This window comes from Halobacillus sp. B23F22_5 (assembly GCF_043497085.1).
Classification (GTDB): domain Bacteria; phylum Bacillota; class Bacilli; order Bacillales; family Halobacillaceae; genus Thalassobacillus.
The window spans coordinates 1-25,968 of the sequence record NZ_JBIEKI010000026.1; the positions used below are offsets into that span (position 1 = coordinate 1).

Below are 25,968 nucleotides of genomic sequence, written 5' to 3' on the forward strand. Positions count from 1 at the left end.
ATTTGGGCAGGGAAACGATGAGACTCCTACGGGAGAGGCAAGGCTGACGAGGCCCCGCAGGGCGAAGCCCGAGGAGACTTGTCGTCTTCCCCGTGGAAAGGGAATCGTTTCCCAGCCCCACTTTTCCAGTATCAACAATAATGAAAAAAAAGGCTGCCCCTATAAGTCTCTTATAGACTTATGGGACAGCCCCATTTTTTGTTCAGATAATAAAAAGGTTGACACAATTTCCACCCTCATCGTATACTCTATATTAAATCTTAATTCCGACTATTTTCATTGGAATAATTATATAAGGGTGAGTGGAGCAATGTTTTTACAAATGAACGAGGTGGCAAAAAGGTTTGCTGACCATGAGGTTTTTTCTGGCATCAATGTATCTATCGAAAAAAATCAATTTGTCTCTATCCTTGGGCCATCAGGGTGTGGGAAGTCCACTTTACTCTCTATGATAGCGGGTCTAGAGGATGTGACAGAGGGTTCGCTCAGTCTTGGGGGAGAAAAAATCCTTCATCCTGGAACTGACCGAGGCATGGTTTTCCAGCAGCCGGCTTTATTCCCTTGGCTAACGGTGAAGGATAATGTAACTTTTCCGTTGAAAGCTAACCACTCCAAACATGAGAAGGAGCAAATCGCTGCTAACTACTTAAAAATGGTACATCTAACGCGCTTCAAGGATGCCTATCCTCATGAATTATCAGGAGGAATGCAACAGCGAGTCGCTATTGCAAGGGCATTGGTAATGGATCCGAAAGTGTTATTGATGGATGAACCATTTGGAGCCCTGGATGAACAGACGCGACACATCCTTCATGATGAACTGATGAAAATTTTTGAAGAAACGAAAAAAACGATTTTGTTCGTTACTCATAGTATTCAGGAAGCCATCAAACTATCGGATCGCGTCATCGTCATGGGAACCCGTCCAGGCAAAATCATTGCTGACTTTTCAATCGACATTGATCGCCCTAGAGAACGTGACGATACACAAGTGATTGAAATGGAAAAAAAGATTATGGGACTGTTAGAAGATGAAATCAAAAAAGTGATGAAGGAAGAATTGGATTATGAAACCAAGCATTTGGGTTAAACGAATTGCATTCATTATCGTTTTATTAGCAATTTGGCAAGGCGTCTACATGTCAGGTTATTTTCCGGCTATTCAGTTCCCACCACCGACGAAGGTATTTCAAGCATTAGTCGATGGATTTGCTGACGGCACGTTAGTTGAGGCTTTACTGGCAAGTTTCAAACATCTATTGATCGGACTTGCGCTTGCAATCACCCTTGGAACGTTGATCGGTGTCCTGCTCGGAAAGTCACGTCAGGCGGATGAAACCGCTGGGATGTATTTAATAGCGATGCAGAGTATTCCAAGTATCGTATGGGTTCCACTTGCAATCATGTTGATTGGTTTAAATGAAACAGCAGTAATATTTGTAGTCGTATTAGGTGGAACATTCGTGATGGCATTGAATGTCAGGACCGCCATTCATAGCGTGCCCCCTGAATTCATCAAGGCGGCAAGAACAATGGGGTCCAAAGGTCTTCCTTTATTTTTTAAAGTGGAAGTACCTGCAAGCCTTCCTTATTACATGAGCGGAATCCGCTTAGCATGGGCATTCAGCTGGAGGGCATTGATGGCAGGTGAATTACTTAGTAATGGCCCTGGCCTTGGGTATTCACTAAGGTTTGCGATGGATTTCGCGCAGATGGAATTGGTCATTGGAATCATCATTATCGTCGGTGTCATCGGATCGGTAGTTGATCAGCTGGTTTTCTCTAAATTGGAGAAAAAAGTGATGAGACGATGGGGTTTATTAAAATAATCAGAGAGGTGGAGAAATATGAAAAGGTGGTTGTCTTTGTTTTCAGTCGTCGTATTAGGGTTACTTTTGACCGCTTGCGGCTCTAGTGATTCAGCATCAGGGAGCAGTAGCGGGGATAAAATTGTCATTGGTTATTTTCCGAACATCAATCATGTAGCAGGAATGGTAGCTGAAGAAAAGGAACTGTATGAGAAAACACTTCCAGATGGTACGGAAGTCGAATATAAATACTTCCCGGATGGATCTGCTTTCATGACCGCTTTGGAAACTGGGGAAATACAAGGAGGACTCGTGGGACCAGGTCCTGCGATGAACCATTATATGAGCGGGGCAGAAATCAATATCGTAGCTGCTGGATCTACTGGGGGCACTGTTATCATGGCACGTAATGATTCTGGCATTGATTCACCAGAACAATTGAAAAACACGACATTTGCATCTCCACGTGTTGGTTGTACGCATGACGTCCAGTTCGAGGCGTTGATGATGCGTGAATACGGACTTAAATCAGACCGTCTTAAAGGTGAAATGAAACATGTTACCGGCAAGCCAGCTACGTATTCCCAATTGTTTGCCAGTAAACGAATTGATGTAGCAACAGTTCCAGAACCATGGGCATCAAAGATAGAGGAAGAAGGGCATGGGAAAGTATTGATTGATACCAACGAAGTGGCATTTGGTGAGACATTGCCGGCTGCTGTATTCGTTACTTCCAATGAGTTAGTCGAAAATGACTCCGACTTGGTACAGAACCTGGTGGACGCCCACAAAGAGGCTACTACGTTCATTCAAGATAATCCAGAAGAGGCAAAAGAAATTGCTGCCAACAAAATCAAGGATATCACCGATCAGGAATTGTCAGAATCAGTGATCGACAGCTCCTGGGAACGTATCGATTTCACCTACAATGTGAAGCTGGAAGACCTTCAATCATTCGCAAATGCTTCTTATGAGTTGCAATTTTTAAAAGAAAAGCCTGATTTAAGTGGCTTAGTCGATACCACATTTATTGAAGAATAAAAAGGCAAGGAGCTTTTCCCTTGCTTTTTTTGTAGTTGCATATAGCCAAGTATCATAAAATTAGCAATAAGTTTTCCGATTCAGGTGACACTAATGGCAAAGGAGGTCATCTGATGAAGATTAAGAACATATATAGTGTTTTAGCGTTTATGCTTCTTTTTGTTGGATTTACTGCCAGTGTCCAAGCGGAAGAAGGCCTAATTTATGAAATGAAAAACGTCGATGAAGTGGAAAATCGTTGGGAAATCCACTTTCAATATGCAGAGTTCACAGGGCTGGAAGATAAAGCATTTCAGCAGAAGTTGAACAAGATGATCGAGGAAAAAGTCGCACGGTATATCCAAACCGTAAAAGAACAAGCGGACGATAATAAAGGAATGCCCATTCGCTTATATGGAGAGACAAAAGTATTGGTGGATAATAACTTTTATTCTGTTTTGATGACGTCCAGCCTTTCGAGAGGAAACACATTCAGTGGCGACGTCGAATCATTCAACTTCTATAATCAAAAAGATACACAGCTCGCCACTCTAATGGATATTATGGATTTGGATAAAATTGATGCGGAAGTGAAAAAACAAATTAGTTCCAAGCCTGATGTTTACTTCGTTGAGGAATTCAAACATGTGCGCCCGGATACAGCATTCTACCTGCAAGGGGAGGAACTAGTGTTGATTTTCAACAAATATGAAATAGCTCCAGGAGTTTATGGAACTTCAGAAATTAAAATACCAATCAATCATCGATATTAAAACAAAAAAATGCCGCTAATCCATATGGAGCAGCGGCCAATCTGATTGTCTAATTGATTCATTTTCAGGGGAGGAATCAATACATTCAGTATTTTTAAGACAATCACTTATAAACAGTATTGTCCACATCCCAAACCTTTTATACATAAGTACTGACAAAATTATCAACATTATCCACACCCATTGTGGATTTGTTTACCAACACTTTATTAACAATGGGGGAGGTCAATAACACAAGGTTGTAAACGGTTTATTCACAATAGGTAAAAAAATGTGGATAACTTTTGCCTGCAAGGTTTGTTCTGCGGCTTTGTTAGGTATATACCCTCTTTAAATTTTTATAATCCTAAGATTTTCGGGAACGTTTAAAAATTTTGTCTGCTTGTTTAAAATCTCTTCCATACAACACTTCCTGGGTCTTTGAAAGTGCACCTTTTGAAGCTTTTGTTTGTCCCTGCTTTGCTTTCATGGAAAAAACCTCCTTCTTTTCCTACAGCTTGTCCAAACCCCGGCCAACTATACAAAAAAGCTTAAGCGCAGGATAAGCGCTTAAGCTTCCAAAGCCTCTTCAGACTCTTGTGCCCTGTAGTAGTGAAAGAGGTATTGTTCCCTCGTAATCGCAAAAAGATCATAGACATCTTCTTTTTCATTGATTCGCTTCCATATATCCGGATAGTCGGTATTTGCATGCGACACATAAGGAAGTTTTAATGCAGCTTTCATAGAGCGTGGATTATTACGGCGAATTTTCATGAAAATCGCTTCGATATCCAGCTGGAAGAAAAGCTCCTCAAAAAATGCTTCCTTGGCAGGACGGTTATAGCCTTTTCCGAAATACGGCTGGCCGATCCACGTGGCTAAAAACCCTTTATTATCGGTGATATCAAACAAATTGATTGTACCAATCGGCTGGTTCCATTCATCCATAATCGTGCGGGAAATGAGTTCCCCTTGTTCTTCCGCTTCCATCGTCTGCCTGGTCAAGAAGTAAAATTCATCGCTGGAGTAGGCTTTATGACGGACGTAGGGGAAGACTTCCGGGTGGATCATCAACTCGAACAAAACAGGGGCATCATGCAAATCGCGTTTTTTTAACATAAAAAACCCTCCTTATCTTTAAAAGGAGGGCAGTCGGGTCGTGTGGAAGGAAACTGCTGTGGACGCGACCACCCTCGAATTTTTATCAATTGCTCACAAAAATCCGGGGTGGGAATCGAACCCACTAGAACCAGTCAAGCTGGTGGCGCACCATTTGCCTTCCCATACTCCGCTCTATGAAAAATCTAAGATTTTTTCAGATCGTTGAATTTATCATAAGCGATTTTTCTGGAAAAATAAATAGGCATTTGAATAATTTATTTCAGGATTTTAACGACATGAAATGACAACTTTCGACACACAAAATAAGCGGTTATTTTTTATAAATAATTTCTCCATTTACCATCGTCCATAATGGTTTCGACATGAATTCGAACGGGTGGCCATCCCAGAGAACGAGGTCAGCATCTTTCCCCGGTTCGATAGACCCCACACGGCCTTCTACACCGAGGTTCCTGGCAGGAATGATGGTAATTCCTTGTAACGCTTTTTCAATATCTAATCCTTCCCTGGCAGCGAGTGCCGCGCAAATATTTAAGTATTGGATGGGAGTATAAGGGTGGTCTGTGGTGATCGACACTTGAATTCCGTGCCTGGTCAGTTTGTGATAAGTTTCCCAAGTTTTATTTTTTAACTCAATTTTTGATCTCCGGGTGAAAGTAGGCCCTACAGATACTTGGAGATTCCGACCTTCCAGTTCTTCAGCGATCAAGTGTCCTTCTGTGCAGTGCTCGATGCGAAGGTCGAGATTGAATTCATCTGCAAACCTGATGGCACTAAGGATATCATCAGCCCGGTGCGCGTGGATGCGAACCGGGATTTCACGTTTCAACGCCCTCACAATTGGCTGCACCCTTAAGTCATCAGGATTATCCGCATGCCAGGCATGATAAAACTTTTCCCGCAGCATTCCCATAATCCCAAGACGTGTAATCGAATCATTACGCGAAGTGGAATGGACCCGTTTCGGGTTTTCCCCAAGTGCCAGCTTCAATCCAGCAGTATCCCGAAGCAGCATGCTGGAGATATTTTTGCCTGTATTTTTAATCACAGAAGTCATCCCGCCTATGATATTTGCGCTTCCGGGCATGATGTGCGCGGTAGTGACACCTGCACGGATAGCGTCGCCGAAGGCAGGATCCAGGGGGTGAGCTCCGTCCATAGCTCTCAAATGTGGTGTCATGGCTTCAATCGTTTCATTGGCATCACTACCAGCCCAGCCTGTCCCTTCATCATATAATCCTAAATGGGTATGCACATCAATAAACCCTGGAAAAAGCAATTTATTCTGACCGTCAATGCTGTTGGCATTAGCAGGAGTGTCCACTTTGTTTCCAAAAGAGACGATTTTACCGTCTTTGAGTAATACTTGCCCGTTATCGATAGTTGGGGACGTGACAGGATGGATCGTTACATTCGTAATCACTGTATCCATATTCTTTCGTGCCTTTCTGCTATTTTATTTTTATTTAAGTTACAACTCTATTATATGCGAAAAATGGTTGGAAGAGTATGTAAAAAAGATTAGGGGGAAGCAGTACTTCCTCCTAATCTTTAAACACATCTTCCAAGGCCGGGGTCAATTCAGGGTATATGAAATCATAACCGAGAGCGATGGCCTTTTTCGGAACGACATGCTGGCCATCGAGAAGAAGCGTGCTCATGTCACCCAGCGCGGTTCTGATAGCAAAAGCGGGCGCTGGAAGCCAGTGTGGACGACCAAGAACTTTACCAAGTGTTCGCCCAAAATCTTTATTTCTTTTCGGATTAGGAGCTGTGGCATTCATGGGGCCGACTACTTCCTTATTGCGGATTGCAAAGTCGATCATCCCTACGACATCGTCCACGTGGATCCAGGACAGCCATTGTTCTCCCGATCCTATTTTTCCGCCTGCCATCATTTTATAAGGAATCGCCATCTTAGGTAGTGCTCCTTCTTCCCCCAAAATGATTCCAAACCTTAGAAATACAGTCCGGACGTCATGTTTGGCCGCCTGAGAAGCTCGTTTCTCCCATTCGGTTGTGACATTGGCCAGAAAACCACTTCCTGGCTTGGTTGTGTCCTCTGTAAAGGCCTCCGTCATGGAGTTTCCATAAAACCCTACTGCAGAAGCGTTGATAAGGACTTCCGGTTTTTTCTTTAGTTTACGAATCAAATCAACAATATTTTCGGTAGCTTTGATTCGGCTGTCCAGGATGCTACGTTTTCTTTCCTCCGTCCATCTTCCGCTATTCAACGACTCTCCGGCTAAATTGACGATGGCATCAAGCTCTTTCAGTTGAGCTTCCGGAGCAAATTCAGGTTTGAGCCACCCAATATATTTGATGTTTTTCGTATCCTTATGTTTTTCCGGGCTGCGGGTCAATACATAAACGTCATGGCCTTCTAAAACAAAATGTCTGGTCAGTTTTTGTCCGACAAAACCTGTTCCGCCTGTAATTGCTATTTTCATACTGTAATTCCTCCTTTAATGAGGTTTGATTAAAGTTTACTGTATATTTTGAAAAAAATCGATTCTTCCAAGTGTCCTATGGGAAGAGACTCATGCTAAAATAAAGCAAGAGGTGAGAGGTTTGGCTAAGATCACGCGGATAACTACACAGAAAAAGAAGAAAGACCGCTTCAATATATTTTTAGACTTTGGGCAGGGGGAATCCTATGGTTTCAGTGTTTCTGAGGATATTCTAGTTAAAGAATCCCTGCATAAAGGGATGGAGCTGGATGATGCTTCTATAAAAGCTCTAATGGAAAAAGATGACCTACAAAAATCCTATACCCTTACCATACATTATTTAAGCTACCGGATGCGCTCGGAAAAAGAAATCCGGGATTATTTGAATAAAAAAGAAACGGATCCTGAACAAATCGAAGTAATTATCGACAGGCTTTATAAAGAAAAGCTGCTGGATGACCAGGAGTTTGCAAACGCGTTAGTCCGAAGCAGAATCCACACATCGAGCAAGGGGCCATTGATGGTAAAAAAAGACCTGATGGAAAAAGGGGTTTCAGCTGTTAAGGCGGAAGAAGCCCTGACCCATTACCCTTTTGAAGCACAATATGAAAAGGCGATGAAATTTGCGAAAAAAAAACTGCGTTCAGATGGAAAGAAATCATTCCGCCAGCAGGTACAAAATCTCCAGCAGACATTGATGCAAAAGGGGTTTACCAATGACGTCATCCAGGAAGTCATTGCCAACCTTCCACAGCAGGAAGAGGAGGATGCCGAATGGCAGGCGGTTGTTTATCAAGGAGAAAAAGTCCTGCGTAAATACGAACGAAAAGCAGAAGGTTTTGAACTGAAGCAGAAAGTGAAAAGTGCGTTGTACCGTAAAGGGTTCCAAATCGATGAAATCCAGCGTTTCATTGAAGAGTATATGGAGGAAGAAGAATGACTTTCTGAATATCTCCATAGAAGATTTTAAATCAAGGCGGCACGCTCGTTTTAAAAATCATTAACGTCCATTAAGAAAAGGTTTATACAAGTGAATCATAAAATAATACCAAAGAAGGCAAGCCCTCTGAACACTAGAGGTGCTTGCCTTCTTTCCTGGGGGGGTTAAGCCCTAATTTAAATAAGATTTTTATTTTGAAGATCTTCAATTGCTTCATACACGTGGTCAACGACGTTGGCAGCCTGCTTCTGCACTTCTGGATGCGCGTTACTCATTGCATAGCTGTAAGGTGCCAATTGGAACATCGGGATATCGTTGAAAGAATCCCCGATAACGGCTATTTCCTCAGACTTAAGGCCTGTTTGATCAAACAGTGCCAGCAGACCGCTGGCTTTGTTGATCCCTTTAGGCACGAGGTCTACACATGTTTCGTGTGAGACGAAGCAATCAAGTTTCTGGCTGTATTTTTCATCGATACGTTTTTGCAGGGCCATCACATCTGGTTCTTTCCCATGCACGGTTATTTTCGAGGCATCTACTTCAACGCCTAAAGCATCAGCCAGCTTTGGATTTACCTGAATGTCGTGGATCAATTGTTCCGAAATTAAATCAATCCATTTGTTATGCTGATGGGTAAAGGTTTCCTCAGCAGTAGATACGGTTGTTACCATTGGTTCCTTTACGATATCGCGGTAAACCTGGCGGATCACATCAGAATCAAAGGTCTCGGACAGGATATGGGAATTATCCGCTCCATAGACAAAAGCCCCGTTTTGGCTGATTCGGTGTCCCTTTTGACCGATCCGTTCGAGGATATCCTGAATTTCATGATCCATCCTCCCTGAGGCTACTGCCAAATCCACTCCTCGTTGAACCAGCCTATCAATTGCATGTATATCTTTTTCTTTTATAAAATGATTCATGCCAAGCAACGTACCATCAAGGTCACTGACAAATAATTTAATCATTCGCTAAACTCCCTTCCATATGACACCATAGACAATAGACGTTATTCTCGATATATTGTATACATTGAAAACGCTTCAAAGCAAAGCAAAACGACCTGAGGGAATTCGAATGAAGGGGGAAGGGCATGGACCAGCAAGTTATTGTAGAGAAAGTATTGAATAATAATGTCGTCATCGCGGAACATCCCACCTATAAAGAGGTGGTGTTGATCGGAAAGGGAATCGGCTTCAATCGCAAAAAAGGTGTATCTATTACATTAGATGAAGCAGATAAGACATTCTTGCTTCGTGATGAGGAGCAGAAGGAGCAGTATGTTAACCTGTTGCCTTATGTGGAAGAAGACTTCATCGATTTCATGAATGACATTTTGCTGCATATTGAAAACAGAATGAATCAAAGCTTGAATGAGCATATCCATGTCGCACTTACGGATCACATCGCTTTCGCTATCAACCGGGCCAAACATGATATGCAGTTCAACAACCCTTTTTTGTTCGAAATTGAAACACTTTATCCAAAAGAATACCAGGTAGCAATGGAAGTAGTAGAAATGATCAATAACAAAGAAGGCACCGAATTTCCTGAAGGGGAAACAGGCTTCATCGCTTTGCATATACATAGCGCGGTAACAGATAAAACCTTAAGCGATATTAATAAACATTACCAGCTGATTTCCCAAATGGTAGAAGTCATTGAAGAGTCACTGGAGGTTTCCATTGATAAAAATAGTGTCGATTATCACCGGCTGGTCCAGCACTTAAGACGTGCGGTCGATCGGATTCATGTAGGGGAAGAAGTCGGGGAAGAAAATCGTCTCGCAGAAATGTTGAAAAAAGAATATCCGTTATGCTATAATCTTTCTTGGAAGTTGATAAAAGTGATGCAGAAGCAATTGAATAAACCAGTGGATGAATCAGAAGCTATTTATTTGACGATTCATCTGCAGCGGTTAGTCAACCATAAAACGTAATTATACGTGTTACTGATACGATCAGGCATGAGTATAAAAAGTTTTAGAGGTTTTCAATGGGGTAAGTGTACCTTTTGAAGCCAAATAAAACTTTTTTGCTCATGCTTTTTTTATTACCTTAGACGTCGTACAAGTTGGCGTTTAAAATTTCAGTTAAAATGGAAGCGGTTTATTTCATTTTTCTGAAAATACATCCCATGATTAACTTATGGCTTCTGTATCACACTAAAACAAAAGGAGGAACTTTCTATGTTCAAAAATGCTTTTGGTACATTGCAAAAAGTCGGTAAAGCATTGATGCTTCCGGTTGCCTTGCTCCCTGCCGCTGGTATTTTGCTGGCATTCGGTACAACGTTCCAGCAGGATTCCTTCCTCGAGCTTGTACCTGCGTTCGAAGCAAACTGGATTCAGGTATTCTCGCAGGTAATGGCATCCGCCGGTGACATTGTATTTGCCAACTTGCCGCTGCTATTTGCCGTGGGTGTTGCCATCGGTCTTGCCGGCGGAGATGGGGTAGCAGGTCTTGCTGCCATCATCGGTTATTTAATTATGAATGTGACGATGGGTGTGTTGGGCAAAGTTGATGCTGATATGGCTGCCAATTCACCTGCTTATGCTGATGTACTTGGGACCCCGACACTGCAAACCGGTGTATTTGGCGGGATTATCGTTGGTATATTAGCTGCTTATTTATACAATAAATACTTTAATATCGAGCTGCCGCAATTCCTCGGTTTCTTTGCCGGTAAGCGGTTCGTTCCGATTGTCACAGCATTTTCAGCCGTATTTTTAGGAATTCTCATGTTGTTTGTCTGGCCGTTTGCCCAGGATGGTTTAAACGCGTTGTCTCACTTGATGCTTGAGACTAATATTCATATTGCCGCTTTGGTATTTGGTATTATCGAACGTTCTTTAATTCCGTTCGGATTGCATCACATCTTCTATTCACCGTTCTGGTTCGAATTCGGCTCTTATGTGACCGAAGCTGGGAACACGGTGCGTGGTGACCAGCAAATCTTCTTCGCTCAGCTGCGTGACGGAGTAGAGTTTACCGCGGGTACATTCATGGTTGGTAAGTTCCCATTCATGATGTTTGGACTTCCAGCTGCAGCACTTGCGATTTATCATACAGCAAGACCTGAACGCAAGAAGGTAGTAGGCGGTATCATGGCATCTGCCGCATTGACATCATTCCTGACTGGTATTACAGAACCAATTGAGTTCTCTTTCCTATTCGTAGCACCGTTGTTATTCGGTATCCACGCGATTTTCGCTGGTCTATCGTTCATGACGATGTCGCTGTTGGATGTGAAAATTGGACAAACCTTCTCTGGTGGTTTGATCGACTTCATTCTGTTCGGTATCCTGCCTAACCGTACCGACTGGTGGTGGGTCATCATCGTAGGTCTGGTCTTTTCTGTGATTTACTACTTCGGTTTCCGTTGGGCAATTCTTAAGTTCAACTTGGCGACCCCAGGACGTGAAGACGAAGAAGTCGATGCCGACGAAGATAGTGAAATCGGGGATCTTCCATATGAAATCCTCTCAGCAATGGGCGGACAAGAGAATATCGCTCATTTGGATGCCTGTATCACACGGCTTCGAGTTTCTGTCAATGACAAAGGTGAAGTTGATAAGAACCGACTGAAGAAGCTTGGCGCATCTGGTGTCATGGAAGTCGGAAATAACATACAGGCCATTTATGGTCCTAGATCCGATAGCTTACGCGGCCAAATGCAAGATATCATCGACGGTAAAGCACCTCGTGCTGTTGCTGAAGATCGCTCTGAAGTTGCAGAAGAAGCAAAAGATGCAGAGGTTCCTGTCGGTGGTGAAGACTTCAACTTTGTAAGTCCTTTGCAAGGGGAAATCATGCCGATCACAGAAGTACCGGACCAAGTATTCTCTGGTAAAATGATGGGTGATGGATTTGCAATTAAACCTTCAGATGGCAAAGTTGTTTCACCAGTAAACGGTAAAATTCTGAATGTCTTCCCGACGAAGCACGCGATAGGTATCCAGGCAGAAAACGGTACAGAAATTCTGATCCACATTGGAATTGATACCGTCAAGCTGAAAGGGGAAGGCTTCGAAGCAATGATTAAAGAAGGCGACGAAGTCAAGCAAGGGCAAGAGTTGATGAAAGTGGACTTTGACTATGTAAAAGAGCATGCAACTTCCACCATCACACCAGTCATTTTTACAAACTTGCAAGAAGGTCAGGAAGTTAAGATTGCAAAACCAGGCGAAGTGCGTCATAATGACCCTGGTATCATTGAAATCAACTAAAAAAATCATATAAATGAGGAGAGATTCAAATGGTAGAACAAACAATGAAGATTACAGCAGCAGATGGCTTACACGCGCGTCCAGCAACAGCAATGGTGCAGATCGCAGGGCAATATCAGGCAGACGTGAACCTGGAGTATAAAGATAAGTCCGTCAACTTGAAATCCATTATGGGTGTTATGTCTCTGGGTATTCCTAATGATGCTGAAATTAAATTGACTGCAGACGGTGAAGATGAAAAAGAAGCACTGGAAGCAGTTGTAAACAAAGTTAAAGAAGAAGGACTTGGAGAGTAATTTCCATTAAAAGAAAAGCTGCTGGCCTTTTATCAAATGGCCAGCAGCTTTTTTGTCTGGATAAAAAATATAATTAACAGCAGTAATGAATTCGCGCGTCTGCTTAATATTCCTGTTTTATGAATCTACCTTGATTTCTGTTCGACGGTCATCTTCTGCAAAGATTTTATCAGCAACACCTTCTGGCCCTTTCAGGCGAGATGGATCAGCAACATGGTCACTATCCGACCAGAAAGGTGTGTTCATACCACCCATATATACTGCTGTAGCAGACATCGGTCGATCTTCCCATTCTTTCTGCAGGCTTTCCGTGAACCCACGTACAGCAAATTTACTGGCACAATATACCGATTCATTGACTTTACCCCGGAGCCCGGCAGTAGATATGATATTCAGAACTCTGCCTTCTGAGGCTTCCAGCAAAGGCAAAGCCTTTTGAGTCATTAAGATGGTACCCTTAACGTTGGTATCCAGCATTTTATCGATGTCTTCTTCTTTTAAGGAAGATAATTCTCCGAAGATTCCGATGCCAGCATTGTTGATTAATACGTCAACGCGGTCCAATTGACGGATTGCCTCGTCAACCGAAGCTGGCTCTGTTACATCACAAATGTATGATTCTGCCTGCCCGCCTTGTTGGATTATTTCCATTCGTACCAATGACAGGCTTCGTTCTGTTCGCCCTAACAAAATGATTTCATAACCTTCTTTTGCGTATCGATGGGCCAGTGCCCGTCCTAGTCCAGTACCGCCCCCGGTAATTACTGCTTTTCCCACATGAATTCCCCTTTCCTCAATGTTCCTCATTTCCATTGTGACGAATGCTTGTTAAAATGTAAATGGATAACCATAGGAGGGAAAATCATGGAACGCAGATATAGCGATATGACAATAGAGGAATTAAGAAAGGAAGTTGGTGAACTTACTGATAAAGCAAGGAAAGCAGAGCAGATGGGGATGGTCAATGAGTATGCCGTTTATGAACGGAAGATCATCATGGCAAAGTCTTATATGCTGAATCCTGACGACTTTAAGCCAGGAGAAGAATATCAGATTGAAGGCGATCCGGCCCATAACTTTAAAATTATATATATGAACGGTACCTTCGCCTGGGGATACCGGACAAATGACCAGGGGGAGAAAGTTAGTGAAGAGGAAGAGGAAGCATTACCAATTTCCATGCTTGGAGAAAAAATCAATTGATTAAAAAGCGTGCCTTATTTGGCACGCTTTTTTAGTGAAGGTTAAGCACGTTTGTTCATCTGAACTTCTGTGATGATTTCAGACTGTGTCTGCTGCGTTTCCCCATTCACCTGGTGAGCCGCATGTTTCGGGTTAGCACGAGGGGAGTCGAATGGGTCGCTATAGAGATTATCGAAAAAACCTTTATGCGGTTTACGACCTTTGTTTTTGCCCATTATATTTCACCCTTCCCATCGTCCAGCCTGTGCGAAGAGCGGGCCATCCGCTCTTTTGGATGAGTGTTCGTCGAACCATCGGCTCGCTTAGAAGCAAATTCTGCTTTTGCCCTTGGTTCTCCGTTCATTTTCTTTTCTGGAAAGCCAACAGTTTTATTGCGCATCTTTCAGCCTCCTGTAGCATCATAATAGGATGCAGGTATAGTTTATGTAATTTCAAACCTGCTATGTGTTACAATTGGGAAGTAAACATTGGGAACGTATGAGGTGACAATAATGGAAGAAGTTTTTCAGCGTTTAGCTGATCAGTTATATGATAAAAATCCTTCCCTGTCTATTGATGAGGCTCGTACTTGGGTCGAGTTGTTATGGGAAGACTTCGAAGTAACTCGGGCTAAAGCAGGACATGAATATCAGGGAAAGCAAATGACGGAGCAGATCGTTACACAATGGATTAACCATTATGGGGCGAAGTTACATGAATTTGCTGCCAACAATCCAAAGTATCGGGATATGCTTGCCAAAAAAAGGCCAATGAATTGAATAACATAGAGGCTGATTCCTTGCCTATCCTCCCGATAAAACGGGAATGGGGCGATGAGGAATCAGCCTCTTCTTCATGAGTCCGCTGGAATTGGATCTAATTTTGTTTGCAATTTTTCTTCGGTAAACACCCATCCAGTGTAGGAATTCATTATTTCCAGTGTGGAATCATCTATTTGAGCTACTGCGACAAATGGATATCTACCTCGGGAACGATAACGAAGGTCGATGAAACGTACTTCCGTATGCTCGTTATAATAAGTGATTTCAAACCGGTAGACCGGAGAGAATGATAAGAAAGCCTTGATATTATGATCTTCCAGGGCACGTACCATAGCCGGCTCATCCATAGGAATTGTCTGTCTTGGAAATTCATCCAAAATGACAATGTGGCCATTTTCAGCTTTTCCGACATAATAGTGATCTGTGGTTGTAATGGCAATGCGCCAATTATTTTGTTTCATGGTAGGGGATGTTGCGATCTGTTCGACATGTTCAAAATGCTCGTGTATGAGTTTTACCATTTCCCGTTTATCAAAATAACGTTTCACGTAATAAAGGGCGATTACAAAGTAAATGATCAGCCATGTGGAACCGGGGTTCGCACCCAGGTTCCAGGCGACAATGCCGGCTATATGCATCAGGAAAATATATAAATCAAACGTGTTGATGAAGCCATAAGCCACCCAGCGTTTCGTTAATGGTCGGTAGGCCTGGGTGCCGTATGCATTGAATACATCGACAAATACATGCATGATGACTGCAAAGAAAGTCCAGAGCCATAGATGAAGGAAGCTGACCTCTGGAGCAAAAGCATAGATGACACCCGAAAGTGCAAGACCCCAGAATATAACTGCAGGCATGGAGTGCGTAATGCCCCGGTGGTGTCGTATATATACTGCGTTGTTTTTCAGCTTAAGTATCGTATCGAAATCAGGCGCCTGAGAGCCGATCATGGTACCGGCTAATACGGCATTGAACAATGCCGGATCACTCTGTACAACAGGATCGAGTGTAGCCAGTCCGCCCAGGGCGACCCCCATGACGACATGTGTACCGGTATCCATCAAGGTACCTCCTTTATGGACTTCTTGGTTGTTAACCAGGTTAAACTCGTGTATTTTTTATTAATTGTATCATGAAAGGTGAATCGCAATGAAAAATAAACAAGCACAAATAGATGAAATTTTAGCTGGTTTTGACAGAAATAAGTTCCAACAAGACTTGATCAACTGGTTCCTACGAGAACAACGCTCGCTGCCATGGCGAGATAATCAAGAACCCTATCGAGTTTGGGTATCTGAAATCATGCTGCAACAAACCAAAGTCGATACGGTCATCCCTTATTTCAATCGGTTTATCGAAAAATTCCCCACCCCAGAAAAACTGGCTGAAGCTGACGAACAGGAAGTACTTAAGGCGTGGGAAGGTCTAGGTTACTATTCCCGAGCACGTAATCTGCAAAACGCAATTCGCGAAGTCGTCAGTGATTACGGTGGAAAGGTACCAGAAGAAGCAGATGAACTTGCTTCTTTGAAAGGAGTCGGTCCTTATACCAAAGGTGCTATATTAAGTATCGCTTATGATAAGCCGGAACCAGCAGTTGACGGCAATGTCATGCGGGTATTGTCTCGTATTTTATATATCGAAGATGATATCGCTAAGCAAAGTACGAAAAAGCTGTTCGAAACGATCATTCGTGAGGTGATTTCACAAGAAGATCCATCTTCTTTTAATCAGGGACTTATGGAACTCGGAGCACTAGTTTGTACACCTAAATCTCCAAGTTGTATGCTCTGCCCTGTCCAGGAGCATTGTCGTGCTTACCATAAAGGGGTAGAGCAGGAGCTTCCAGTTAAAACGAAAACAAAGAAACAGAAAAAAATACCTTATGCTGCCTTGTTAATTACTAATGGCCAGGGTGATGTGCTGATTCAGCAACGGCCTGCTAACGGACTGCTTGCTAATTTATGGGAATTCCCTATGGTGCCGATGGCAGATATTGACCGGGAACATCTCTCCCATTGGTTTTTTGGGGAATACGGATTGGTGATCACTCCTGGGGAAACCGTCGATAAAATCAAGCATGTCTTTTCCCATCTTATCTGGGACTTGGAAGTCATCTCCTGTATGATAGAAAAAGGAGAATTGGATCATCCCAGAGCCAAGTTCGTTGCTATAGATGAATTAGAATCCTATCCCTTCCCGGTTTCCCATCAAAAAATTGCAAAACACTGTAAGTAAGGAAAGCTCCAGCCCCTCGGGTGCTGGAGCTTTTGTTTAAAATGGTGCTATCGTAGTCGAGCGTGTGGACTTCAGTTCGTTTTCTAAAGACAAATCAGCCAGTCCACCCCGGCTTACAATTTCTTCATTTATTTCTCTAAGAATGGTGGTACCTTCTTGATTCAGGTAAGGAGCCATTTGCGATAGCGAATAGTGAAAATAACTCAATTCATCTCCACTCCATTCCTGTTTCCTGGTCATCGCTAATTCACTCATATCCCGGCCTTTGTACATGCCTTTTCGCCTCCTTCTTTATTAGTGTGGAAAAAAATCCATCGCCTATTCAAGTTAATGGATAAACATGGAAATTGATTTTGGTGGATAATGATTTTCTAAATGGGCATTCTAATTCTTGCGGAGGTGATAAAGATGGCTAAAAAACAACAAAACCAACAAAACCCAAGCAAAACTAATGCTGCAGAAGTAAGACAGCAAAACCAGCAAGCTGCTCAAAAAGGTCAGCAGCAACAATATGGTGCTGAATTTGCTGCAGAGACTGATGCACAAGAAGTTCGTCAACAAAACCAACAGTCTCAAGCTAAAAAGAAATAACGAAGATCCCCCGAATCTTCTAAACGAATAGCAGACAAAAGCAGCTGCTGAACAAAAACAGACCGTGCTTCTTATCCAATTGGGAGAAGCAGCGGTCTGTTTTTTGTTACACTTTAAGAAAGTTTAACTTTGTTAAAGGATTAAAATATAAGAAATACTAAGGCTTTCTCCATAAGTACTTGGCGACAAGCCAAGTTTTTCTAACCATCTCTACATATGTTTATAAAACGTCACTAAATGGTCGCTTACACTTTAGACTCTTATGTTTTCATTTGTTGTCAGATATCGTTATAATGGTTAAAGTAGACAAAATCGGTGAAAATTACGTCTGTTAGGGAAGGGAGATCTTATGCCTGCACCAGAGCCTGGACAATCGGTCCAAATACAAAGCTATAAACACAACGGCAAGCTTCACAGGATATGGGACAGCACGATGATATTAAAAGGGACAAGAAATGTCATAATCGGAGCGAATGATCGGACCGTAGTAACGGAAAGTGATGGCCGGACATGGTTGACGAGAGAGCCGGCAATTTGTTATTTCCATTCTAAACATTGGTTCAATATCATCGGTATGCTCCGTAACGATGGCGTATATTATTACTGTAATATCAGTTCTCCTTTTGTATATGATGAAGAAGGAATCAAATATATCGATTATGATTTAGATGTAAAGGTTTATCCTGATATGACATTTACTTTGCTGGATGAAGATGAGTACGAACAACATAAACAGGAAATGAATTATCCGAAAGTGCTTGACCGTATTTTGCATAATAATGTAGACACGCTGATTCGATGGGTAAGACAACGCAAGGGTCCGTTCTCCCCTGAATTTATCGATCAATGGTACGAACGTTATCTAACATACCGTTAAGCAAACCGTTTCAGCCGCGCTGTACAATGTGAGCGCGGCCTTCCTTTTATAGGCTGTTTTTTGGAAATAGAAAGAGGTGACAGCATTGGATAGCATCAAAAGGTATTTAGCCTTTGTAAAGCCTTATAAGAGTAAAATCATTTTGACCATATCCATCGGTATCATTAAATTTTCGATTCCGTTATTGATGCCATTGATACTCAAATATGTCATCGATGATATTATTGGCGGGGATATGACCCAGGCAGAACAGTTCAATCAGCTATTCTGGCTGATGGGAGGAGCTTTTTTAGTATTCTTTATTTTAAGGCCTCCTGTGGAGTACTTCAGACAATATCTGGCTCAGTGGATCGGAAGCAAGATTCTTTACGATGTCCGCGACAAGTTATTTGACCATATCCAGAAGCTCAGCTTACGATTTTATTCACGGACGAAGACAGGCGAAATCATTTCCCGTGTCATTCATGATGTCGAACAGACAAAGACGTTCGTCATAACTGGACTTATGAATATTTGGCTGGATATGTTTACGATTGTAATTGCAATTATCATTATGCTTAACATGGATATTTGGCTGACGCTTGTAGCCATTTCACTATTCCCGTTATATGGGCTGGCAGTGAAATTCTTTTATGTAAAATTACGGCGACTGACCAGAGAACGCTCCCAGGCGCTGGCAGAAGTACAGGGGCACTTGCATGAACGAGTCCAGGGGATGCCTGTGATCCGCAGTTTTGCTCTGGAAGATCATGAACAGGACCAGTTCGATGTCCAGAACTCTAACTTCCTTGATAAAGCTCTTAAGCATACGAACTGGAATGCTTATACGTATTCTGTTACCAATACGATTACCGATCTTGCTCCTTTATTGGTTATTACATTTGCCGGCTATCAAGTAATTACAGGAAGTCTTACCGTAGGTACGATGGTGGCGTTCACCGGATATATGGACCGTGTTTATAACCCGCTTCGCCGGTTAGTGAACTCTTCAACTGTATTGACGCAGTCGATCGCATCGATGGATCGTGTGTTTGAGTTTATGGATGAAAAATATGATATCGAAGATAAGAAAGATGCAAAAGAACTGACTCACGTAGATGGGAAGGTCACCTTCGACCATGTTTCTTTCCGATATGAAGAGGAGGAATCACTCGTCCTCGATGATTTATCTCTTGATGTGAAGCATGGCGAGACCATTGCTTTTGTCGGTATGAGCGGCGGCGGAAAGTCGACCCTGATCAGCCTGATTCCGAGGTTCTATGATGTGGAAAAAGGAAGAATCCTTATTGATGGTCATGATATCAGAGATGTAAAAGCACGCACTCTCAGGGATAAAATCGGGATGGTACTTCAGGACAACATCTTATTCAGTGAATCGATTGCCATGAACATCAAAATGGGGAACCCGGAAGCTACCGATGAAGAAATGATTGCTGCAGCTAAAGCTGCTAACGCTCATGACTTTATCATGGAGCTTCCTAATGGCTACCATACAATGGTCGGCGAACGAGGCGTGAAGCTATCTGGCGGACAAAAGCAGCGGGTGGCGATTGCCCGGGTCTTCCTGAAGAACCCACCGCTTCTTATTTTGGATGAAGCGACCTCTGCACTTGATTTAGAGAGCGAGCACCTGATTCAGGAAGCGTTAGAAAAATTAGCTTCCGACCGGACGACGTTCATCGTTGCTCACCGATTATCGACGATTACTCATGCTGATCGAATTGTTTTGATTGAAAATGGACAAATCAAAGAAGTTGGTACGCATGAAGAGTTGATGGGACTACGCGGAGGCTACTATGATTTATATCAAGTACAGGAATTAGACGATAGTAAAACGGAATATATGGGAACATAGAAGAGAGGGGGAACCCTCTCTTTTCTATTGGATGTACCTATAAAAGGAGGAAGAATGGTGAAGATTGTAGTTACCGGGGATACACATATGCCGAAGAAAGGAAAACAGCTTCCTGAGCGATTGGTGACAGAACTTTCTTCTGCAGACTTGATTATTCATACGGGGGATTGGCAGTCGTTTGATGTGTACGATGCACTCAGTGAATACGGAGAAGTAAAGGGTGTTTATGGAAACGTAGACGGAGATGAAATTAAAAGTCATTTTTCACGTAAAGATATCCTCCATTTAAATGGATATAAGATCGGGCTTGTGCATGGAGATGGGGAGGGGAAGACAACAGAAAAACGGGCGTTGGAAGCGTTTGAGGGGGAAGAACTGGACGTTCTCGTTTTTGGTCATTCACATATCCCATTATTGCGCTATTACAAAAAACTTTTGTTATTCAACCCTGGGTCACCGACCGATAAGCGAAGTCTCCCGTACTACTCTTACGGAATACTTACTCTCGACGAAGGTATCAGAGCAGAGCATGTCTTTTTTAGTTGATTTTACAGTGACATGAAGACTCAGTTTCGAAATAGTTCGGTCCGTTACCATGTGAGGAAGGGGATGCTCTGGGAAACGACTCGCTTTCCTGCGGGGGACCTGACAAGCTTCCTCGGGCTAAAGCCCTGTGGGATCTTGCCTAGCCCCTTCTCCCGCGGGAGTCTCCCCGTTTCCCTGCCCATCCAGCCAGTTTAGTACTAAACGGACCCCTCAAAATGAAAAAGCAGGTACAACTAAAAACCTCATCGTGAAGCATTTATAAAGGATTTAAAGGATGCAATGTTTTCTTTCTAAATTATCATAGGGCGGTTTACACAAGTATGATTTCGAGAACTTACTATAGCAAGGTTCGGTGGGGAACGGCGAGACTCCTGCGGGATGAAAATGACAGGTGAGACCCCGGAAGACGAAGTCTGAGGAGGCTCAGCGCATGCCCGCGGAAAGGGAGTCGTTCCCCACCGGACCCTTATTTACTCAAACATCTTGGAATCAAGTCTTCGACTTTTCGGTCCTTTGGTTGAATGAGCTTTTTATGAAATTCAAAAATGGTTAACTGCATCTTTAACTAGAAGTGATATGGGTAAACATAGCTGTGATGGATGACAATACCTATATTGTGAACTTTTTGTGTCAATTGTTCGAACAATTTGTTACAATACTAATAAGAATACGCTTACACGAAATTTACACGATAATGGGAGTGATCTCTGAATGGGTATTATACTAATGTTCATGCTGCTTGCATCAGTGACGCCTTTCTTATTTTTACAGCTTAAGAAAACCATATTTGCACTTGTTCAGACAATTCTGCTTGTCGGTATGTGGCTGTACTTCATTGAAGTCGTGTTTCAAACGGCGCCTGCTGCATTTTCCATCCCATGGATGATGTTCTATGCAAGTTTGTTTGTGGCGGAGGTTGGCTGGGTGATGTTCATCATCCGTCTGATCAAAACTTCCAGTACTGTACAAGAAAGTTTTCAATAATCTAAAAAGCCCTCGTTCCTGTTGCCAGGTACACGAGGGCTTTTCTTTTACCGTTGATGTGCTTGTACATGAAATAACTGAACAACAGCCTGGGAGAAGGCTAGTATAGTGATCAATCCTAAAAGGAATTTAGGAGAATAATCAGTGTAAAACATTCCCCACAAGGAGAATGCCGTTAAAATAATACATACGATGAAACCGAAAACCGGTTTCCACGGCAAGGCTATTGGTGCTTCGTAGTTTTTCAGATCTTTTTGGTTATTCATATCTGTACACCACCTGTCCTTAATGTCCGCTGTGTTCTTCCTGTTGTTCTTCTTGTTGATGGCTTCCTCCATCATCATGGTCATGGGTGAAGCCGAAAGACATCGTAAATAGGGACCCGGCTACTATAATGGCTGCCAGCACGAAACCGTGGAACATCATATTCCATGGTACATGACCGCCGCCGCTTTCTCGTTCTGTCATATGCATGAACATGAATAACTGGATGCCTGCCTGAATAACGGCGAGTGTCATAATACCAGCGATGATCCATTTAACAGGCAAGTCAGATCCAAGAGCGGCCCAGGCAGCAAGCAGCGTCAAAACAATCGATAATACAAAACCGATGATATGCTGTACAGGGAAACCTTTTGAATGCTCTGTCATATTAAACCACCATCCCAATCAAATAGACACTTGTAAAGATAAATATCCAAACAACATCAAGAAAGTGCCAATAGAGACTGATTATAAATGTTTTCCTGCTTGTCACAGGAGTCAACCCGCGCTTAGCAAGTTGGATCAACAACAGGGCTGCCCAGCCAATACCTAAGGTGACGTGCAGCCCATGTGTTCCTGCCAATGTGAAGAAGGCGGACCAGAAGGCGCTGGACTGCAGGGTAGCGCCTTCGTGTGCGTAATGGATAAACTCATATATTTCAAAACCAAGGAAGCTTAGACCAAGCACCAATGTGATAACGAGCCAGGTCATCAGGCCTTTCAAGGAACCTCTTCGCATATGATGGATTGCTATCCCACAAGTGAAACTGCTTGTTAACAGAAGAAATGTCATAATCAGCACAGTTTTTATCTCAAATAATTCACCTGGGGTAGGTGCATCCGCTGTCCGTCCAAATAATACAGCGTAGGTCGCAAATAAGGTGGAGAATAGAACAATTTCCGCAGCAAGGAAAATCCAAAAGCCTAGAATGCTCATTCGACCTTCTTGTGTACGATATTCTAATGGGCCGGATTTCAATTCATGTGCACTCATGTTATAACCCCCTTGCTTCGCGTTCGATCCGCTTAATTTCATCTACTTCAACATGATAACCCTCATCATAATCAAACGAGCGTATTCCCATCATAATCAGGACACCGACGAGCCCGATCACTGCCAGGGTAATCCATTCAAATATCAGCGCGAAACTGGCAAAAGCAGCGATAGCCATCATGATGATTGGCTGCCCTGTATTACTCGGCATATGAATTGGCTCAAGCTTTTCTTCATCAAATGTGGTTTCACCTTTTTCCTTCATCGCTAAGAAAGCATCGTACTTATCTGCATGAGGTACAGTAGCGAAATTATAGAACGGTACTGGAGTAGGAGTCGCCCATTCAAGGGTACGTCCATCCCAAGAATCACCTGTTTTTTCACGTTCGCTGTTGCGGTAGCTGTAGTAGATGTTGAATACGAAAATAGCGAATCCGACACCCATTCCAAACGCACCGACTGTAGAGATGACATTCAATGGCATCCACTCTGGAATAATATAGAATACTCGGCGCGGCATACCGTCTAAGCCAACGAAGTATTGCGGGAAAAACGTAACATGGAATCCGATGACGAAGAACCAGAATGCCAGTTTTCCGATCCGCTCATTAAGCTTATGGCCAAACATTTTCGGATACCAGTATTCCAGGCCTGCAAAGCAGGCGAACACTGTTCCGGCAATCAACACATAATGGAAGTGAGCGATCAGGAAATACGAGTTATGAAACTGATAGTCTGCTGCTGCCATACCAAGCATGACACCGGTGACCCCACCGAGAACAAAACTCGGGATGAATGCCAGCGACCACATCATCGGTGTAGTGAACTCTATTTTTGACTTATACAGTGTTGCAAGCCAGTTAAAGATCTTCACTCCGGTAGGTACAGCAATCAACATTGTTGATACAGAGAATACGGAGTTAACGAATGCCCCGGCCCCCATAGTGAAGAAATGGTGTACCCAGACAAGGAAACTCAATCCGGCAATCAAAATCATTGACCAGACCATGGCGTGATACCCAAACAATCGCTTACGTGCAAAGGTAGCGATGACTTCGGAGAAGATACCAAATGCCGGTAAGATGACGATATAAACTTCCGGGTGTCCCCACATCCAGAATAAGTTCGCCCACATCATCGGCATCCCTTCACCGGTTACTGTAAAGAACTGGGATCCGAAGATACGGTCGATGGTCAATAATGCCAAAGCAACGGTTAAAATCGGAAAAGCAAAAATGATGATGAAACAAGTGACAAGTGTAGACCAGGAGAAAATTGGCATCTTGAATAATTTCATTCCTGGTGCACGCATTTTAAGAATCGTCACCATCAAATTAATTCCTGTGGCCAGGGTACCTATCCCGGACAGCTGTAATCCCATCAAGTAAAAGTTCTGTCCTGGTCCCGGGCTCATAGCTGCTCCTGATAACGGTGTGTAGCTTGTCCAACCTGCGTCAGGGGAACCGCCAATGACGAATGAAATATTGAATAACATCGCTCCAAAAAAGAACGACCAGAAGCTCAATGCGTTCACAAACGGAAAGGCGAAATCGCGAGCCCCGATTTGCAGCGGAACGATGATGTTCATCAAGCCGATCAAGAATGGCATCGCCATAAAGATAATCATGATCGTTCCATGGGTAGTAAAGATTTCATCATAGTGCTGGGCGTTCAGGAAGTTCATATTTGGAAACGCCAGCTGTACGCGCATCATGAGAGCATCCATACCACCACGGAATAACATTGCTAACGCGCTTAAAATGTACATAATTCCGATTTTTTTATGATCAACGGTCGTCAGCCACTCACGCCATAACCATCCCCATCTTTTAAAATAGGTGAGGAGAAAAATGACGGCACTGGTAACCAATACAATGGAAACCATTCCGCCGTATACGAGTGGTTCACCGGTTACAAAAAATTCATCTAGCTTCATAGCTGTTCACCTGCTTTCTTCGATAACTAGTCATGCTTACCATCGCCTTTAACCTCATTTTCCAAATGTAATAGTTCCTGGTAGGCATCATAATGACGCTTGATAGCGTAGTCGCGGCCATCATTCGTTCCGTGATCTACCCACTCCAGGTGAGTATTGGAAAACGCCATTTGCTCGTCCAGGACACTAGGTGTAAGCAGTTCATCATATTTTTCCTGGGTCAGTTCAGGTGCTTCGTTCTTTGTTTCTTGTACCCAGTTATTGAACGATTCTTCTTCTTGTGCGTGCACTTTGAATGTCTGTTCGGTAAAACCTTCTCCATTGAAGTTGCCATTCCGGCCATCATAAGTGCCAGGCTCATCTGCTTGCAGATACAGGGTATTTTCCATCCCGGCCATGTTGTATTTCTGACCGCCCAGTTGAGGAATCCAGAGTGCTGCCATGGAATCTGCTGATGACAGACGGAATTCAATAGCTCGGTCAGTTGGAATATGAAGGTAATTCACAGTTTCAATATTTTGTTCCGGATAACTGAAGAACCATTTCCAGTCTGCTGAAGTAGCATAGATCACTAATGGTTCTTTATCTCCTGATGATTCCGGCGGTTTTTCCAGATCAAACAGTGTGTTTACCGTAGGTACGGATAAAATGATGACAATGATTAATGGAATAACTGTCCAAACAATCTCAATAGCTGTGTTGCCATGAAGGTGTGGATCATAATCTTTATCGCCTCTGCCAGGGCGGTTTCGATATTTGATTACCATATAGGCGAACAGGGCAAACACTACGACCACGATGCCCAGCATGAACCAAAGTGAAAATACGATTAGATCTTTCTGACTTTGACCGACCGGTCCTTTTGGATCAAGTACAGTCAGTTCACTGCATCCGCTTAATAAAAAGACGAGGGAAAGCGGGAGCAATGCCAGCCATCTTCTCCAATGATGCTGTTTATGTCTCATGAAGTCATGCACTCCTATCAAACTAATTATTATTACTATGGATATAGTGAAAACTCAATGCGTGAAACAGATTATAGCATTGTAATACCCCCATTGCGGTGCAGTTAACTAATTTGTAAAATAAAGTTCACTTTT

At 42.9% G+C, this 25,968-nt stretch carries 31 protein-coding genes; 16 read left to right on the forward strand and 15 right to left on the reverse strand.

The features are described from left to right. Positions 1-310 precede the first annotated feature (310 nt). From ACGTN9_RS20200 to ACGTN9_RS20215, 4 genes are all read left to right on the forward strand, one after another. Positions 311-1,090: an ABC transporter ATP-binding protein gene (locus ACGTN9_RS20200; protein ID WP_499596255.1), complete on the forward strand. Its 780-nt coding sequence runs from the start codon at positions 311-313 to the stop codon at positions 1,088-1,090. Beyond that, positions 1,068-1,829: an ABC transporter permease gene (locus tag ACGTN9_RS20205; protein ID WP_499596257.1), complete on the forward strand. Its 762-nt coding sequence runs from the start codon at positions 1,068-1,070 to the stop codon at positions 1,827-1,829. Before ACGTN9_RS20200 ends, ACGTN9_RS20205 begins: the two co-directional genes overlap by 23 nt. Positions 1,830-1,847: 18 nt before the next feature. Continuing rightward, on the forward strand, positions 1,848-2,849 hold the full coding sequence (locus ACGTN9_RS20210) for an aliphatic sulfonate ABC transporter substrate-binding protein (protein WP_499596259.1): 1,002 nt from the start codon (positions 1,848-1,850) through the stop codon (positions 2,847-2,849). A 113-nt stretch (positions 2,850-2,962) separates the two neighbouring features. Beyond that, positions 2,963-3,601, forward strand: a complete 639-nt coding sequence (locus tag ACGTN9_RS20215) for an RsiV family protein (protein WP_499596261.1) — start codon at positions 2,963-2,965, stop codon at positions 3,599-3,601. 346 nt (positions 3,602-3,947) lie between these two features. Here ACGTN9_RS20215 and ACGTN9_RS20220 read toward each other — a convergent pair whose 3' ends face one another. The 4 genes from ACGTN9_RS20220 to ACGTN9_RS20235 all read right to left on the reverse strand — a co-directional run bounded on the left by ACGTN9_RS20220 (position 3,948) and on the right by ACGTN9_RS20235 (position 7,152). Continuing rightward, complete coding sequence (locus ACGTN9_RS20220; RefSeq protein ID WP_084315760.1) at positions 3,948-4,070, reverse strand: YfhE family protein; 123 nt, start codon at positions 4,068-4,070, stop codon at positions 3,948-3,950. 80 nt (positions 4,071-4,150) lie between these two features. Beyond that, complete coding sequence (locus ACGTN9_RS20225) at positions 4,151-4,699, reverse strand: GNAT family N-acetyltransferase (protein ID WP_499596263.1); 549 nt, start codon at positions 4,697-4,699, stop codon at positions 4,151-4,153. Positions 4,700-5,012: 313 nt separating this feature from the next. After that, positions 5,013-6,134 (reverse strand): amidohydrolase, encoded by a 1,122-nt coding sequence (locus ACGTN9_RS20230; protein ID WP_499596265.1) that lies wholly within the window; start codon positions 6,132-6,134, stop codon positions 5,013-5,015. 112 nt (positions 6,135-6,246) lie between these two features. Beyond that, positions 6,247-7,152, reverse strand: coding sequence for a TIGR01777 family oxidoreductase (locus tag ACGTN9_RS20235; RefSeq protein ID WP_499596267.1), 906 nt, complete (start codon positions 7,150-7,152; stop codon positions 6,247-6,249). 121 nt (positions 7,153-7,273) lie between these two features. Between ACGTN9_RS20235 and recX the strand changes: the two genes are divergently transcribed. Then, on the forward strand, positions 7,274-8,092 hold the full coding sequence (recX, locus tag ACGTN9_RS20240; RefSeq protein WP_499596269.1) for a recombination regulator RecX: 819 nt from the start codon (positions 7,274-7,276) through the stop codon (positions 8,090-8,092). 176 nt (positions 8,093-8,268) lie between these two features. On the opposite strand, the gene ACGTN9_RS20245 is transcribed toward recX, so the two are convergent. Beyond that, a complete protein-coding gene (locus ACGTN9_RS20245) occupies positions 8,269-9,060 on the reverse strand; it encodes an HAD family hydrolase (protein WP_499596271.1) in 792 nt (263 codons plus the stop codon). 125 nt (positions 9,061-9,185) lie between these two features. On the opposite strand from ACGTN9_RS20245, the gene glcT reads away from it, so the two are divergent. The 3 genes from glcT to ACGTN9_RS20260 all read left to right on the forward strand — a co-directional run bounded on the left by glcT (position 9,186) and on the right by ACGTN9_RS20260 (position 12,616). Further along, on the forward strand, positions 9,186-10,031 hold the full coding sequence (gene glcT, locus ACGTN9_RS20250; protein WP_499596273.1) for a glucose PTS transporter transcription antiterminator GlcT: 846 nt from the start codon (positions 9,186-9,188) through the stop codon (positions 10,029-10,031). Positions 10,032-10,280: 249 nt separating this feature from the next. Then, entirely contained in the window at positions 10,281-12,320 is a 2,040-nt protein-coding gene (ptsG, locus tag ACGTN9_RS20255; protein WP_499596275.1) for a glucose-specific PTS transporter subunit IIBC, read from the forward strand. 29 nt (positions 12,321-12,349) lie between these two features. Then, a complete protein-coding gene (locus tag ACGTN9_RS20260; protein WP_093046560.1) occupies positions 12,350-12,616 on the forward strand; it encodes a phosphocarrier protein HPr in 267 nt (88 codons plus the stop codon). Between the two features lie 117 nt (positions 12,617-12,733). Here the strand turns inward: ACGTN9_RS20260 and ACGTN9_RS20265 are convergent, their stop codons facing one another. After that, positions 12,734-13,393: an SDR family oxidoreductase gene (locus tag ACGTN9_RS20265; protein WP_499596277.1), complete on the reverse strand. Its 660-nt coding sequence runs from the start codon at positions 13,391-13,393 to the stop codon at positions 12,734-12,736. Positions 13,394-13,480: 87 nt separating this feature from the next. Between ACGTN9_RS20265 and ACGTN9_RS20270 the strand changes: the two genes are divergently transcribed. Continuing rightward, positions 13,481-13,819: a YfhH family protein gene (locus tag ACGTN9_RS20270; protein WP_499596278.1), complete on the forward strand. Its 339-nt coding sequence runs from the start codon at positions 13,481-13,483 to the stop codon at positions 13,817-13,819. A gap of 41 nt (positions 13,820-13,860) precedes the next feature. On the opposite strand, the gene ACGTN9_RS20275 is transcribed toward ACGTN9_RS20270, so the two are convergent. Both ACGTN9_RS20275 and sspK read right to left on the reverse strand, forming a co-directional pair. After that, positions 13,861-14,034 carry a YpzG family protein gene (locus ACGTN9_RS20275; protein ID WP_084315761.1) on the reverse strand — a complete coding sequence of 58 codons (174 nt, stop codon included), beginning with the start codon at positions 14,032-14,034 and terminating at the stop codon, positions 13,861-13,863. After that, complete coding sequence (gene sspK, locus ACGTN9_RS20280; RefSeq protein WP_499596279.1) at positions 14,034-14,198, reverse strand: small, acid-soluble spore protein K; 165 nt, start codon at positions 14,196-14,198, stop codon at positions 14,034-14,036. Before sspK ends, ACGTN9_RS20275 begins: the two co-directional genes overlap by 1 nt. 112 nt (positions 14,199-14,310) lie before the next feature. On the opposite strand from sspK, the gene ACGTN9_RS20285 reads away from it, so the two are divergent. After that, complete coding sequence (locus ACGTN9_RS20285; RefSeq protein WP_499596281.1) at positions 14,311-14,577, forward strand: YfhJ family protein; 267 nt, start codon at positions 14,311-14,313, stop codon at positions 14,575-14,577. Positions 14,578-14,651: 74 nt separating this feature from the next. Here the strand turns inward: ACGTN9_RS20285 and ACGTN9_RS20290 are convergent, their stop codons facing one another. After that, positions 14,652-15,644: a metal-dependent hydrolase gene (locus ACGTN9_RS20290; protein ID WP_499596283.1), complete on the reverse strand. Its 993-nt coding sequence runs from the start codon at positions 15,642-15,644 to the stop codon at positions 14,652-14,654. An 88-nt stretch (positions 15,645-15,732) separates the two neighbouring features. Between ACGTN9_RS20290 and mutY the strand changes: the two genes are divergently transcribed. Next, complete coding sequence (gene mutY, locus ACGTN9_RS20295; protein ID WP_499596284.1) at positions 15,733-16,821, forward strand: A/G-specific adenine glycosylase; 1,089 nt, start codon at positions 15,733-15,735, stop codon at positions 16,819-16,821. 36 nt (positions 16,822-16,857) lie between these two features. Here mutY and yfhS read toward each other — a convergent pair whose 3' ends face one another. After that, complete coding sequence (yfhS, locus tag ACGTN9_RS20300; RefSeq protein ID WP_093046565.1) at positions 16,858-17,094, reverse strand: mother cell protein YfhS; 237 nt, start codon at positions 17,092-17,094, stop codon at positions 16,858-16,860. Positions 17,095-17,229: 135 nt separating this feature from the next. On the opposite strand from yfhS, the gene ACGTN9_RS20305 reads away from it, so the two are divergent. The 5 genes from ACGTN9_RS20305 (at position 17,230) to ACGTN9_RS20325 (ending at position 21,674) form a co-directional block, all read left to right on the forward strand. Next, positions 17,230-17,412: a gamma-type small acid-soluble spore protein gene (locus ACGTN9_RS20305; protein WP_499596286.1), complete on the forward strand. Its 183-nt coding sequence runs from the start codon at positions 17,230-17,232 to the stop codon at positions 17,410-17,412. A gap of 349 nt (positions 17,413-17,761) precedes the next feature. Further along, entirely contained in the window at positions 17,762-18,289 is a 528-nt protein-coding gene (gene ntdP / locus ACGTN9_RS20310) for a nucleoside tri-diphosphate phosphatase (protein WP_093046567.1), read from the forward strand. Between the two features lie 85 nt (positions 18,290-18,374). Continuing rightward, positions 18,375-20,144: an ABC transporter ATP-binding protein gene (locus tag ACGTN9_RS20315; RefSeq protein WP_499596289.1), complete on the forward strand. Its 1,770-nt coding sequence runs from the start codon at positions 18,375-18,377 to the stop codon at positions 20,142-20,144. 54 nt (positions 20,145-20,198) lie between these two features. Beyond that, positions 20,199-20,690, forward strand: coding sequence for a metallophosphoesterase family protein (locus ACGTN9_RS20320; RefSeq protein ID WP_499596290.1), 492 nt, complete (start codon positions 20,199-20,201; stop codon positions 20,688-20,690). A gap of 711 nt (positions 20,691-21,401) precedes the next feature. Next, a complete protein-coding gene (locus ACGTN9_RS20325) occupies positions 21,402-21,674 on the forward strand; it encodes a spore morphogenesis/germination protein YwcE (protein ID WP_499596292.1) in 273 nt (90 codons plus the stop codon). 47 nt (positions 21,675-21,721) lie between these two features. Here the strand turns inward: ACGTN9_RS20325 and ACGTN9_RS20330 are convergent, their stop codons facing one another. The 5 genes from ACGTN9_RS20330 to qoxA are packed head-to-tail and all read right to left on the reverse strand — an operon-like array spanning position 21,722 to position 25,833. Continuing rightward, on the reverse strand, positions 21,722-21,940 hold the full coding sequence (locus ACGTN9_RS20330) for a cytochrome C oxidase subunit IV family protein (protein WP_499596294.1): 219 nt from the start codon (positions 21,938-21,940) through the stop codon (positions 21,722-21,724). A gap of 19 nt (positions 21,941-21,959) precedes the next feature. Next, a complete protein-coding gene (gene qoxD / locus ACGTN9_RS20335; protein WP_499596296.1) occupies positions 21,960-22,325 on the reverse strand; it encodes a cytochrome aa3 quinol oxidase subunit IV in 366 nt (121 codons plus the stop codon). Between the two features lies 1 nt (position 22,326). Further along, a complete protein-coding gene (gene qoxC / locus ACGTN9_RS20340; RefSeq protein ID WP_499596298.1) occupies positions 22,327-22,932 on the reverse strand; it encodes a cytochrome aa3 quinol oxidase subunit III in 606 nt (201 codons plus the stop codon). A 1-nt stretch (position 22,933) separates the two neighbouring features. Further along, positions 22,934-24,868, reverse strand: a complete 1,935-nt coding sequence (qoxB, locus tag ACGTN9_RS20345; protein WP_499596300.1) for a cytochrome aa3 quinol oxidase subunit I — start codon at positions 24,866-24,868, stop codon at positions 22,934-22,936. A gap of 26 nt (positions 24,869-24,894) precedes the next feature. Beyond that, positions 24,895-25,833 (reverse strand): cytochrome aa3 quinol oxidase subunit II, encoded by a 939-nt coding sequence (gene qoxA, locus ACGTN9_RS20350; protein WP_499596302.1) that lies wholly within the window; start codon positions 25,831-25,833, stop codon positions 24,895-24,897. Positions 25,834-25,968 lie beyond the last annotated feature (135 nt).

What these genes read in the sequence shown, in the direction of transcription:
- ACGTN9_RS20200 (WP_499596255.1), top strand. Translation starts at nt 311, where the DNA reads ATGTTTTTACAAATGAACGAGGTGGCAAAAAGGTTTGCTGACCATGAG.
- ACGTN9_RS20205 (WP_499596257.1), top strand. Translation starts at nt 1,068, where the DNA reads ATGAAACCAAGCATTTGGGTTAAACGAATTGCATTCATTATCGTTTTA.
- ACGTN9_RS20210 (WP_499596259.1), top strand. Translation starts at nt 1,848, where the DNA reads ATGAAAAGGTGGTTGTCTTTGTTTTCAGTCGTCGTATTAGGGTTACTT.
- ACGTN9_RS20215 (WP_499596261.1), top strand. Translation starts at nt 2,963, where the DNA reads ATGAAGATTAAGAACATATATAGTGTTTTAGCGTTTATGCTTCTTTTT.
- ACGTN9_RS20220 (WP_084315760.1), bottom strand. Translation starts at nt 4,070, where the DNA reads ATGAAAGCAAAGCAGGGACAAACAAAAGCTTCAAAAGGTGCACTTTCA.
- ACGTN9_RS20225 (WP_499596263.1), bottom strand. Translation starts at nt 4,699, where the DNA reads ATGTTAAAAAAACGCGATTTGCATGATGCCCCTGTTTTGTTCGAGTTG.
- ACGTN9_RS20230 (WP_499596265.1), bottom strand. Translation starts at nt 6,134, where the DNA reads ATGGATACAGTGATTACGAATGTAACGATCCATCCTGTCACGTCCCCA.
- ACGTN9_RS20235 (WP_499596267.1), bottom strand. Translation starts at nt 7,152, where the DNA reads ATGAAAATAGCAATTACAGGCGGAACAGGTTTTGTCGGACAAAAACTG.
- ACGTN9_RS20245 (WP_499596271.1), bottom strand. Translation starts at nt 9,060, where the DNA reads ATGATTAAATTATTTGTCAGTGACCTTGATGGTACGTTGCTTGGCATG.
- glcT (WP_499596273.1), top strand. Translation starts at nt 9,186, where the DNA reads ATGGACCAGCAAGTTATTGTAGAGAAAGTATTGAATAATAATGTCGTC.
- ptsG (WP_499596275.1), top strand. Translation starts at nt 10,281, where the DNA reads ATGTTCAAAAATGCTTTTGGTACATTGCAAAAAGTCGGTAAAGCATTG.
- ACGTN9_RS20260 (WP_093046560.1), top strand. Translation starts at nt 12,350, where the DNA reads ATGGTAGAACAAACAATGAAGATTACAGCAGCAGATGGCTTACACGCG.
- ACGTN9_RS20270 (WP_499596278.1), top strand. Translation starts at nt 13,481, where the DNA reads ATGGAACGCAGATATAGCGATATGACAATAGAGGAATTAAGAAAGGAA.
- ACGTN9_RS20275 (WP_084315761.1), bottom strand. Translation starts at nt 14,034, where the DNA reads ATGGGCAAAAACAAAGGTCGTAAACCGCATAAAGGTTTTTTCGATAAT.
- sspK (WP_499596279.1), bottom strand. Translation starts at nt 14,198, where the DNA reads ATGCGCAATAAAACTGTTGGCTTTCCAGAAAAGAAAATGAACGGAGAA.
- ACGTN9_RS20285 (WP_499596281.1), top strand. Translation starts at nt 14,311, where the DNA reads ATGGAAGAAGTTTTTCAGCGTTTAGCTGATCAGTTATATGATAAAAAT.
- ACGTN9_RS20290 (WP_499596283.1), bottom strand. Translation starts at nt 15,644, where the DNA reads ATGGATACCGGTACACATGTCGTCATGGGGGTCGCCCTGGGCGGACTG.
- mutY (WP_499596284.1), top strand. Translation starts at nt 15,733, where the DNA reads ATGAAAAATAAACAAGCACAAATAGATGAAATTTTAGCTGGTTTTGAC.
- yfhS (WP_093046565.1), bottom strand. Translation starts at nt 17,094, where the DNA reads ATGTACAAAGGCCGGGATATGAGTGAATTAGCGATGACCAGGAAACAG.
- ACGTN9_RS20305 (WP_499596286.1), top strand. Translation starts at nt 17,230, where the DNA reads ATGGCTAAAAAACAACAAAACCAACAAAACCCAAGCAAAACTAATGCT.
- ntdP (WP_093046567.1), top strand. Translation starts at nt 17,762, where the DNA reads ATGCCTGCACCAGAGCCTGGACAATCGGTCCAAATACAAAGCTATAAA.
- ACGTN9_RS20320 (WP_499596290.1), top strand. Translation starts at nt 20,199, where the DNA reads ATGGTGAAGATTGTAGTTACCGGGGATACACATATGCCGAAGAAAGGA.
- ACGTN9_RS20325 (WP_499596292.1), top strand. Translation starts at nt 21,402, where the DNA reads ATGGGTATTATACTAATGTTCATGCTGCTTGCATCAGTGACGCCTTTC.
- ACGTN9_RS20330 (WP_499596294.1), bottom strand. Translation starts at nt 21,940, where the DNA reads ATGAATAACCAAAAAGATCTGAAAAACTACGAAGCACCAATAGCCTTG.
- qoxD (WP_499596296.1), bottom strand. Translation starts at nt 22,325, where the DNA reads ATGACAGAGCATTCAAAAGGTTTCCCTGTACAGCATATCATCGGTTTT.
- qoxC (WP_499596298.1), bottom strand. Translation starts at nt 22,932, where the DNA reads ATGAGTGCACATGAATTGAAATCCGGCCCATTAGAATATCGTACACAA.
- qoxB (WP_499596300.1), bottom strand. Translation starts at nt 24,868, where the DNA reads ATGAAGCTAGATGAATTTTTTGTAACCGGTGAACCACTCGTATACGGC.
- qoxA (WP_499596302.1), bottom strand. Translation starts at nt 25,833, where the DNA reads ATGAGACATAAACAGCATCATTGGAGAAGATGGCTGGCATTGCTCCCG.